This window comes from Desulfotomaculum sp. (assembly GCA_003513005.1).
Taxonomy (GTDB): Bacteria; Bacillota; Desulfotomaculia; order Desulfotomaculales; family Nap2-2B; genus 46-80.
The window spans coordinates 93,370-104,109 of record DOTD01000073.1 but is presented as its reverse complement, the minus strand read 5'-3'; the positions used below and the strand labels follow the sequence as shown (position 1 = coordinate 104,109).

The following is a 10,740-nucleotide window of genomic DNA, read 5'->3' as shown; positions in this document are numbered from 1 at the left end:
ATGGAACAAATTCGTGTTCGTTTTGCGCCAAGCCCTACGGGGAACCTTCATATAGGGGGAGCAAGGACGGCGCTGTTTAACTGGCTTTTTGCAAGAAAAAACAGCGGTGTTTTTGTCCTTCGCTTAGAGGATACAGACCTGGAAAGGAACCTTGAGGAAGCTGAAGCGGGTATTTTTAGCTGCCTTAACTGGCTTGGCCTTAACTGGGATGAAGGACCGGGCTCAACAGGTTTATCAGGTCCGTACAGGCAGTCGGAGAGGTTTGGCTTATACGGGGACCAGGCAGACCGCCTGTTGAAGAGCGGCGCAGTTTATAAATGTTACTGTACGCCGGCGGAGCTGGCCCAGCAGAGGGAACAGGCGCAGAAAAAAGGCCTTGCGCCGCGCTATGACGGAAGGTGCCGCCTGCTTAGCCGGGAGGATCAGCTGGAACGGGAAGCCAGGGGTATCAGCCCCGTACTGCGTGTGAAAATGCCCCAGGAAGGCACAACAGTAGTGCACGATTTAATCAGGGGCGCCGTTGAGTTTGAGAATAAGACCATGGATGATTTTATCATTGTCAAGTCAAACGGCCTTCCAACCTATAACTTTGCCTGTGTTGTAGACGACAGTCTTATGCGCATAACTCATGTTATCCGCGCCGAAGAGCATCTTTCCAACACTCCCAAGCAAATACTGCTTTACAGGGCGCTCGGGTTTAATGAACCTGTTTTCGCGCATGTGCCGATGATTCTTGCGCCTGACCGCTCCAAACTATCTAAACGGCACGGAGCGACGAGTGTTGATGAATTCCGCCTGGACGGTTTTTTTCCTGAGGCTCTGGTAAATTATCTGGCCCTGCTTGGCTGGTCGCCGGGTGATGACAGGGAGATGATGACTGTGAATGAAATCATCAATTTGTTTTCTCTCGAAGCAATCTCTAAATCGGCGGCTATATATGACACAAAAAAACTGACCTGGTTAAATGCGCAGTATTTATGCTCGTTCGAACCGGAAAGAGTTGCCCGGGAAGTGGTTCCGTTTTTACAGGCACGCGGTTTTATTAAAGGTGATCCGGACGAAGAAACATTCGCTTATATTAAAAAAGTTTCCGAAGTGGTGCGTACCCGGGTGCACACACTAGTTGAACTGGCTGACGCATCCTCTTATTTTTACATAGATGATTTTGACTACGATGAAAAGGGAGTAAAAAAGTTTTTTAACAGGGAAGGGACGGCTGAATTGCTTGATCAAGGAAAGGAAGCAATTAAAACGATCCCCTGCTTTGATCTGCCTGGTGTAGAAATGGCTTACCGGAATTTAATAGAAAATCTCGATATTTCCGGCGGGTCCTTGATACATCCGACGCGCCTTGTTCTTTCCGGTAAAACAATGGGGCCGGGACTGTTTGATATAATGGTTACCCTGGGTAAAGAAAAATGCGTTGAAAGGCTGGAAAAGGCAGTCTGCTGGCTTAAGAAAAGGTAAATATTTGTATATTTGCGGCATAAGATGCTGCAATAATGAAATAATAAGTTCGTTATTCCGAAATGAGGGAGGAAAAAGATCATGCGGATCTATGTAGATCAAGAGTTATGCATCAGCTGCGGCAGTTGCGTAGACATCTGTCCGCTGGTTTTCGACTGGAATGGCGATGAAAAAGCATATACCATAGTGGAGGAAGTCCCTTCGGAATTGGAAAGTGATGCTCTTGAAGCTCTGCATAACTGTCCTACAGAGGCTATCCTGGAAAAATAGAGGAAACGGATGAAGAAATTCCGTATTTTACACTTGATTCGCCCAGCCGCCGGGGGGATGAAAAACCACCTGCTTTCCCTTTTAAGGCACTGTGACAGGGATTTATTTGATCCTATAGTGGCTTGTCCCGGATATATGGCCAGAGATTTGACTTCATTAGCTTTTAAGACCATTGAGCTGCCCATCCGGGGTGAACTTTCTCCGTTAAGTGATTTACGTGTTGTAAAGCAACTGGTCAGTATCTTAAAAGATGAGAGAATAACTATTCTGCATGCGCACAGTTCAAAGGCCGGACTTGCCGGACGCGTGGCGGCTAGATTGGCGGGTACTCCGCTTGTCTTTTTAACCGTGCACAATTCAATTTTTTATGAAGAGTGGCCTTTCTGGAAGAAATCTTTGTTTGCTTTTGCCGAACGGCTGCTGAACAGGTATACCGACCGGTTAATTACTGTTTCTGAAGCCTTGCGCGATGAACTAATCAAAAGAGAAAAACTTGATCAAGACAAGGTTGTAACAATTCAGAACGGAATCGAAACAGAATTGTTTGAAACACAGGTAATGCGTTGTTTTACCCTGCGAAACCTGGATCTTCCCCTTTCAGGACAGGTTGTCGGCATGGTTGCCCGTCTAGCTTCCCAGAAAGGGGTAACTTATTTTTTAAAGGCCGCCGCTATGCTGGCCAAGGATTACAATGTTAATTTCGTTGTCATCGGGGATGGGCCGCTTCACCGGCAGCTGGAAGAAGAAGCGTTGTCGCTGGGTATCAAGGACAAGGTTGTTTTTACAGGTGAGAGGGATGATGTTCCGTACCTTTTGCCTGCCTTTGACGTTTTCGTGCTCTCTTCACTGACCGAAGGATTTCCTTTAACCATACTTGAGGCTCTTGCTGCCGGCCGTCCGGTGGTTGCCACCCGGGTGGGCGGCATTCCTGAAATTATCCGGGATAATGTTAATGGCCTGCTTGTTGAGCCGGCCGACCCGGCCGGACTTGCCATTGCAGTGGCTTCTTTATTATCTGATCCCGATAGAGCCGCTGCCATAGGACAGGCGGGCAAAGCTCTGGTCAAAGAAAAATTCACGGCAGCCGTTATGGTTCGCAAGGTTGAAGAGGAATATAAGAACCTCCTTTCAAACAGAGGCTTAATTTAATCTAAAAATAAACAAATTAAGGTACTTAAATCAGAAAATGAAAAAGAGTAAGCTCACTATTGTACTATTGATTTTTATTTCCCTGCTGACAGGTTTTCCTGCCCTGGGATGGCCAGGCGCCGCAATGCAAAACGTAAGTCCCGGCACAGGAGACGGCACGGCCAGGCCCCTGACATCCAGCCCTTCGAAGCAAAACAAGGTCGTTATGGTGATTGTTGACCGGATGGTTTTAGAAGATCTCATTGATCCCTCACTCACCGGCTTTCATAAAATTATTCAAAACGGCGCCATCAGCCTGATGAACTGTAATACCGCCGGTAATAACCTTCTTTCGGAGAATACATATGCTACAATTGGAGCCGGTTCACATATCATAGCAACAGGGACGTCTGCAATGGGCTTAAACGCAAAAGAAGAGCAGGATAACGGGCCTGCAGGGCTTGAATACTACAGGCGTACGGGCAGAAAAGTTCCTCCTTCGGCGGTTGTCCAGCTTGATATCACCAGGTTTGGTCAGCTTAACAGCGAACTTCCTTACCCCGCCGTACCGGGCGCTTTGGGCGATTGTCTGCACGAAGCGGGCTTAAAAACAGCTGTCCTCGGCAATTCGGATGTTACTATTGGCTTCCGCCGGGAGGTTCTGTCCGTTGCCATGGACCGTTACGGAATGGTGGACTATGGTGATGTAAGCGCTTCCCTGCTTGAAAAGATGGACGACCGTTTTCCAGGCGGGTATAGTACAAATTATGCCCGGGTTCTTCAGGAGATGGACCGTTTACCCGGTGATACGGCTCTAACAGTAATTGAAACAGGCGATCTGTCCAGGCTGGAAGAATTTCGTAATTATGTGTCCGATTCGGTCTGGGCTGCCGAACGTAAGCGGACAATGCAAAGGATAGATCAGTTTATTGGAAAAGCACTTGACCGCCTGGATCCGGACAGGGATCTTTTGCTGATTGTTACCCCTACGCCGGGGAAAGGCGCCGGAGAAGAGAATGATTACCTTTCTGCAATTTTAGCAGTTGGCGCAGGGGTGCGGGAAGGCGTTTTGTTCTCACCGACAACTAAAAGACAGGGAATATTAATGAATACAGACCTGGCTCCGACAATCCTGGGCTTTCTCGGTTTAGAAAAGCCCGAATGGATGAACGGACAAATCCTGCTCTATGTGAAAGCGGAAAACCAGCTCAACAAACTTGTCGTTATGAAGAAGCAGCTGACTCTGACATACGATGCGCGGAGTATCTTTCAAAAGGGGTACTGTGTTTACCAGATAGGCCTGTTGCTGGTCAGTCTTTATTTTATCCTCACCCATAGGAAAGCTGCCCGGCTGCTTCAGCCATTTTTATTATCCGTGATGGCAGTTCCGCTTGTTTATTTGCTGCTCGCTTTTTTACCCCAGCCCTCATTTCCTGTTTTGACGCTGGAACTGTTCCTGCTGACTGCCTGGATTACCTGTTTGGCCTGGTGGTTTGAGCGCCGGCACAATCTCGGTTCGTTTATCTTTCTTAGCCTGGCCACTGCCGGACTGCTGATCCTGGATACAGCCGTTGGGGCGCCCCTTCAGAAGACTTCGATAATGAGCTATGACCCGATAGCCGGCGCACGCTTTTACGGGATTGGGAACGAATACATGGGAGTGCTAATGGGTTCTTTAATAATCGGCTGCACAACCTTGATGAGCAAGTTTGAGCGTTACCGGAAAGCCCTGCTGGTTATGACTGGTATAATCTTTCTGATCACTGTTTATGTATTGGTCTCACCAGCCCTGGGCTCCAAGATGGGCGGGGCTATCGTCTCGGTTGCCGCATTGGCGGTTACTTTTTTGCTGCTCTGCAACGTAAAGTTCAAGCTGCGCACCGTCATTTACCTTGCTGTCATAATCATAGGTCTGGTGGCTGTAATACCGGCAATTGATCTGCTCAGGCCCGCCGAACTCCAGTCACATTTCGGGCGAAACGCGTCCTTGATTTTATCCGGAGGCTGGCAGGAGATACAAAACATAATTGTGCGTAAAACTGAAATGAACCTGAAATTGATCAGGTATACATATTGGACCCGGATTTTTATCGCCAGCCTGGTAAGCCTTGCTCTTTTGTTCTACAGGCCTGTGGGTGTTATGGCCACGATACGAAAGAAGCGCCCCGATTTATACAAGGGATTTGTCGGTGTTGTTACGGCAAGCATTGTTGCTCTAATCTTCAACGACGCGGGGATAGTGGCTGCCGCGACAACCATGATCTTTGGAGCTCCGCCAATAGTCTATCTTGTTCTACAGGAACAAAAGTAATCTAAATTTATATTTGACATCTAACGATCTTGTGTTACAATTTTATTTGGTTGGAATGGCCAGAAAACCTGGCATTTATATAGATTTGTCAGGTAAATGACATATTCCGGCACTCTTTTTTTTAAAAAAGAAAAAAAGGGGGAAGATATGTAGATGAAACAGTTAGGCCGCCACGTTTTGGCTGAGATCTATGGCTGTAAGTTTGACATTCTGAACAATAGGGAAATGGTCGAGGAAATAATGGTCAACGCAGCTAAAGAAGTAGGAGCAGAGGTTAGAGAAAGCGTATTCCATAGATTCAGCCCTCAGGGAATCAGCGGCGTGGTGGTAATTTCAGAGTCCCATCTGGCAATTCATACATGGCCGGAACTGGGTTATGCGGCGGTTGATGTGTTCACCTGTGGTGATCGGGTTGATCCCTGGAGCGCCTGCAATTATTTGACAAATCATTTTTGTGCCAAAGAAATGGCGGCAAAGGAAGTAAGACGTGGTATTTTGCCGCTGCAAGGGCTAGCCAGTGGTCAGGATTAATAGGGGGGATTTTTATTAGTACCCGCTTAAAAGAAGATTAGCAGAGCCTTGCTGCCTTGAAGGATTGCAAGGCTCATTGCTTTTTATAAACTGGGCAGGATATTGCCATCCATAAAAAGAATTTTAATGTAGTTGCCTATTAAGGGGTTGAATATTTGTGGAAGAAGTATTACTTTCGTTTAAAACAGAGATGGAGCATGTACAAAGCATTTTATCCAAAGCTTTTAAAATCAGGGCGGGGAGTCTTTTAGACCTCATGCGCATGGATTTTTCCCCTGTTAAAAACCTTGCCAGGCCGGGACTGATCCTGCTTGCGGCTAATCTTTATAATAACGTAAGCAGGCAGGTAGTTTATTTGGCGGCAATCTTACAGTTTATTCATACAGCTTCCCAGATACATAAAATTGTTCTTGAAAACGACGGCCTGATGGAAAAGACTGATTACTTCCGGGATTACTGCCAGTTGCCCGTTTTGATAGGCGATTATCTTTACAGCCAGGTTTTTGTAAGCTTATGCGATGCGGGATTATTCAACTATTTGCGTACTTTCTCAGATTTGATTGGACAGATTAATGAAGGATGTATTCTTAAACTAAGAACAGATCAAGAAGGGACTCAACCGGCAGATAGTTACATGACTGTTATCGAAAAAGAATCTGGCCGGGTAATTGCCGCTTGCTGCAGGATCAGCGGCGAACTGGCCGGCGCGCCTGAAGATGATTTACATTTACTCGAATCCTTGGGATTCAACCTGGGGATGGCCCTGGGTTTCGCGGAGGATATTCCCGGCAATTCTGAAGCGGCTAAAGACTTTTTTAAGAATGCGTTAAACTGCCTGGAGTCATTGCCGCATGGAGAATCCCGGAAACTGCTGATGCAGTTTATCGGTTCATTGCAGGAAGGAAACTTATATTATGCTAAATGAGGGAAAATATAACAAAAGCAAAGAGCAGTATGTACATGAGATATTTACCGCAATAGCTCACAGGTACGATCTGCTTAATTCTATACTGAGCCTTAATTCAGACAAAGGCTGGCGCCGTTTTACCGCAGGAGAGCTAAACCTGAAGCCTGGTGGTAACGGACTTGACGTTTGTTGCGGTACCGGCATGCTGGCTATCGAGCAGGCTAAAATAGTGGGGCCGGAAGGAAAAGTAACGGCGCTGGATTTTTGCGAAAATATGCTGGCCAGGGCTGAATCCAACATATCGGCAGCAGCGTTTTCAGATGTGATTACCCTGGTTCAGGGAAACGCTGTTGATCTTCCCTTTCCTGAAGGCAGCTTCGATTGCGCATCCATAGGGTTTGCCTTGCGCAATGTGTCAAGTATAGAAAAGACAATCCGGGAAATGAAACGTGTAGTAAAAAAGGGGGGCAAGGTAGTTTCCTTGGAACTTTCCAAGCCCAGCGCCCCGTTGTTTAAGCAGTTGTATTATTTTTACTTCAATAACCTGGTACCGTCCATAGGGCGTTTTTGGTCGGGAGCCGGCGGCCCATACAGCTACCTGCCGAATTCACTGAAAGAATTTCCTCACCAGGAGAAAATCAGGCAGCTTTTTGAAGATGTCGGGCTTGAAAATGCCCACTATCACGAACTGACAGGCGGTATAGTTTCGGTGCATGTCGGGACAGTATGATTGGAGGCAAGCATTTTGGATGAAAATAGCGGCGAAAAGACCTTAAACAAGTTGCCTGCTGTAAATGAGATTCTGCAGTCTTCCAAAGTAAGTGAACTTCTAAATTCGTATCCGCGTGGGGCAGTCCTTGAAACAGTACGCAGTATCCTGGACCGCATCCGCGGCGAACTGAGAAATAACGAAGGTTCAAGAAAAGGTTTTTCCAGGGAACAGCTTAAAGATCTTATCGCACAGGAAACTGCGGAAATGATTGAAAGGATTGCAGGATCAAATATAAAGAAAGTGATCAATGGAACAGGAGTCGTTTTACATACAAATCTTGGCCGTTCGTTGTTAAGCCCGGCCGCCTGTCAGGCTGTTTTCTTGGCCGCGTCCAGTTATATCAACCTTGAATTTGATCTTGATACGGGCAGGAGAGGTTCGCGTCACGCCGCCGTTCAAGACATTCTTTCAAGATTAACCGGCGCAGAGTCTTATCTGGTCGTAAATAACAACGCGGCAGCCGTCCTTCTGGCATTGAACACACTGGCCCGGGGCAGGGAAGTGATTGTCTCAAGAGGGCAGCTCATAGAAATAGGCGGATCATTCCGTATTCCCGAGATTATGAAACAGGGCGGCTGCACACTTGTTGAAGTGGGTACGACCAATAAGACGTATGTTGAGGATTACAGGGAGGCAATCACCGAGAGGACGGCGTTGATTTTACATGTCCACACAAGCAATTATCATATTATAGGTTTTACAAGACAGGCAAGTATTTCTGAGCTTGTAAAGCTGGGACGGGAGTTTAACCTGCCGGTAATGAGCGATCTGGGCAGCGGTGTACTGGCGGATCTCGGGTCTTTTAATCTGCCGGCTGAGCCTACCGTACAACAGGTGCTGGACGCCGGCGCTGATGTGGTGACCTTTTCCGGAGATAAAATGCTTGGTGGTCCACAGGCGGGAATTATTGCCGGCAAAAAAGAAATTATTGAGGAAATGAAGAGGAACCACCTGGCCCGTGCATTGAGGATAGACAAGCTGACTCTGGCGGCGCTGGAAGCTACATTAAGATCTTACCTGAATCCGGAACAAGCCCTGGAAGACATTCCGACATTGCGGATGATTACCGGGAGTTTGGAAGATATCCGGCTAAGGGCGGAAGAATTGGCTTCTGGATTAAGAGAAGCTGTGCGGAAGGAAGCTGAAATAACCGTCAGAAGTTCTGTTTCCCGTATAGGAGGCGGGGCTATGCCTGCGGCGGAACTGCCTTCCTTTGCGGCAGCTGTCAAACCATATAAATTGAGCATGGAACGGTTCAGCCAGCTTTTAAGGCTTCATGAACCCGCTGTTTTAGGCAGGGTGCAGGAAGACATCTTCCTTTTAGATTTAAGAACCATCCAACAGGGAGAAGAAAGCATAATCCTGGATGCAGTGTCAGGGGTTTTGTCAAAAGAGGAGAAAAAGGAAATATTCCAGGGGTGAAGTAATGACCAATATTATCATTGGTACGGCAGGCCATGTAGATCACGGGAAAACAGCCCTGATTAAAGCCCTGACGGGAATTGACACAGACAGGCTAAAGATGGAGAAGGAAAGAGGGATCTCCATCGAATTGGGGTTTGCTTTTTGCCGGCTTCCCAGCGGACGCCGGGCAGGCATTGTGGATGTTCCCGGTCATGAGCGGTTTATTAAAAACATGTTAGCCGGAGTAGCCGGGATCGATCTCGTTTTATTGGTTATTGCCGCAGATGAGGGAGTTATGCCCCAAACCCGGGAGCACATGGATATTGTCCGTTTATTGCAGATCAATCGGGGAATAGTTGCTTTGACGAAAGTTGATCTGGTTGATGAAGATTTCTTAAAATTGGTCCGGGAAGATGTTAATGATTTTCTAAAAGACACTCCTTTAAAGGATTCCCCTGTTGTGGAGGTATCTGCGGTTACAGGTCAGGGACTGGAAGAGTTGCTGAAAAGAATCGACGAAGTTCCTGTGGAAGGAAAAGATACCTCGGGACAGGCCCGGCTGCCTGTAGACAGGGCGTTTTCCGTAACGGGGTTCGGTACAGTGGTGACGGGCACACTTTGGAGCGGAGTAATTCATACCGGAGACAACCTGGAGATTATGCCTCAGGGGCTGGTAGCCAGGGTGCGTTCCCTGCAGGTCCACGGCGAAAAAGTAAAAGAAGCCACAGCCGGGCAGAGGGTGGCTGTAAATGTTGCCGGTGTGGGTGTAGAACAGGCTCAAAGGGGAAGCGTTTTGGCAAAGCCGGGTTTTTTAAGGTCTGCTAACCGTTTGGATGCCCGGATTTCTTTGCTTGAGAATGTGCAAAAGGAACTGGAAAACCGGACCCGCCTTCATTTTTATCTTGGCACGGCTGAAATTCTCTGCCGGGTTATCTTGTTGGACAGGGAAAAGCTTTTACCCGGGGAAACCGCCTATGCGCAGTTTTTACTTGAAGAACCGGTCGCAGGCATAAAAGGGGACCGTTTTGTGTTCCGGTCATATTCTCCTGTTTATACTTTGGGAGGAGGCATCATAGTCGACTCGGCTTCAAGGAAACATAAACGGATGCGGGAAGAAATAATTGAAGCGCTGGTTACCCGTGAACTGGGCCTCCCTGCCGAACAGGTGGAAAGCTATTTAAAAAGCCGGAAAACAATCCAGAGCAGATCGGATATATCCCGGGCAACCGGGATTAAAGAAGAAGAAACTGAACAAGCCCTCCGGGAATTAAGTGGTGATAACAAAGTTTATGTTCTTACGGTGGATCATGATCATTTTTTTATTTCCCGGGAGATATACAAGCAATGGGTTGAAAAATTAACCAATCTTCTGAAAAAATATCATCAACAATATCCTTTAAGAGAAGGGTTCCCCCGGGAGGAATTGCGTTCCCGGCTTTTTGCCAGGTTTACCACAAGACAGCTTCAGGCGCTGCTTAGAATCCTGGAAGAAGAAAACATTTTAAGTCAGGGTCCGAATACGGTAGCTTTAAAAGATTTTCAGCCTAAACTTGAAGACAGCCAGCAGGAAATTGTTCAAAGAATAGAGGATATCTTTAATAGAAGCGGTTTTCAGCCGCCGGATTGGGAAAGTGTTTCCCGCGGGGAAGGTGTTAGCGAATTGCAGTCTCAGGAGGTCCTGCAGCATTTCTTGCGGCAGGGGACACTGGTAAAGGCAGCGGAAGGACTTTATTTTCATGCCGCCGCCATTGAAAGTGCGAAGAAACTTTTGACCGGGTATTTGGAAAAAAATAATGAAATTTCGATTGGGGAAATTAAAAACCTTTTAAATGTTTCCCGAAAATATGCGCTGCCCTTACTGGAATACTTTGACAGAATCAAGGTGACTAAAAGAGTGGGTGATAAGCGTTTTTTGATTAAGTCAAAAACAACAGCCAATGGTGTATAAAG

9 protein-coding genes are annotated in these 10,740 nt (G+C 47.1%); all 9 read left to right on the top strand.

Features of this window, described 5'->3' with window-relative positions; translation table 11 throughout:
* Positions 1-1,467, top strand: a complete 1,467-nt coding sequence (locus tag DEH07_09570; protein ID HBY04748.1) for a glutamate--tRNA ligase — start codon at positions 1-3, stop codon at positions 1,465-1,467.
* 81 nt (positions 1,468-1,548) lie between these two features.
* A complete protein-coding gene (locus DEH07_09565; protein ID HBY04747.1) occupies positions 1,549-1,737 on the top strand; it encodes a ferredoxin in 189 nt (62 codons plus the stop codon).
* 9 nt (positions 1,738-1,746) lie between these two features.
* Entirely contained in the window at positions 1,747-2,886 is a 1,140-nt protein-coding gene (locus DEH07_09560) for a glycosyltransferase family 1 protein (protein HBY04746.1), read from the top strand.
* Positions 2,887-2,953: 67 nt separating this feature from the next.
* Positions 2,954-5,176, top strand: a complete 2,223-nt coding sequence (locus DEH07_09555; GenBank protein HBY04745.1) for a hypothetical protein — start codon at positions 2,954-2,956, stop codon at positions 5,174-5,176.
* Between the two features lie 153 nt (positions 5,177-5,329).
* Positions 5,330-5,707 (top strand): S-adenosylmethionine decarboxylase proenzyme, encoded by a 378-nt coding sequence (locus DEH07_09550; protein HBY04744.1) that lies wholly within the window; start codon positions 5,330-5,332, stop codon positions 5,705-5,707.
* 157 nt (positions 5,708-5,864) lie between these two features.
* A complete protein-coding gene (locus DEH07_09545; GenBank protein HBY04743.1) occupies positions 5,865-6,632 on the top strand; it encodes a hypothetical protein in 768 nt (255 codons plus the stop codon).
* A complete protein-coding gene (locus tag DEH07_09540; GenBank protein HBY04742.1) occupies positions 6,622-7,344 on the top strand; it encodes a bifunctional demethylmenaquinone methyltransferase/2-methoxy-6-polyprenyl-1,4-benzoquinol methylase in 723 nt (240 codons plus the stop codon). The genes DEH07_09545 and DEH07_09540 overlap by 11 nt, the downstream gene beginning before the upstream one ends.
* A gap of 15 nt (positions 7,345-7,359) precedes the next feature.
* Positions 7,360-8,808: an L-seryl-tRNA(Sec) selenium transferase gene (locus tag DEH07_09535; GenBank protein HBY04741.1), complete on the top strand. Its 1,449-nt coding sequence runs from the start codon at positions 7,360-7,362 to the stop codon at positions 8,806-8,808.
* 4 nt (positions 8,809-8,812) lie between these two features.
* Entirely contained in the window at positions 8,813-10,738 is a 1,926-nt protein-coding gene (selB, locus tag DEH07_09530; protein ID HBY04740.1) for a selenocysteine-specific translation elongation factor, read from the top strand.
* Positions 10,739-10,740: the final 2 nt, after the last annotated feature.

Bases quoted from the DNA above. Each gene is read 5' to 3' on its own strand.
- selB (HBY04740.1), top strand. From the start codon at position 8,813: ATGACCAATATTATCATTGGTACGGCAGGCCATGTAGATCACGGGAAA.
- DEH07_09550 (HBY04744.1), top strand. From the start codon at position 5,330: ATGAAACAGTTAGGCCGCCACGTTTTGGCTGAGATCTATGGCTGTAAG.
- DEH07_09540 (HBY04742.1), top strand. From the start codon at position 6,622: ATGCTAAATGAGGGAAAATATAACAAAAGCAAAGAGCAGTATGTACAT.
- DEH07_09560 (HBY04746.1), top strand. From the start codon at position 1,747: ATGAAGAAATTCCGTATTTTACACTTGATTCGCCCAGCCGCCGGGGGG.
- DEH07_09565 (HBY04747.1), top strand. From the start codon at position 1,549: ATGCGGATCTATGTAGATCAAGAGTTATGCATCAGCTGCGGCAGTTGC.
- DEH07_09570 (HBY04748.1), top strand. From the start codon at position 1: ATGGAACAAATTCGTGTTCGTTTTGCGCCAAGCCCTACGGGGAACCTT.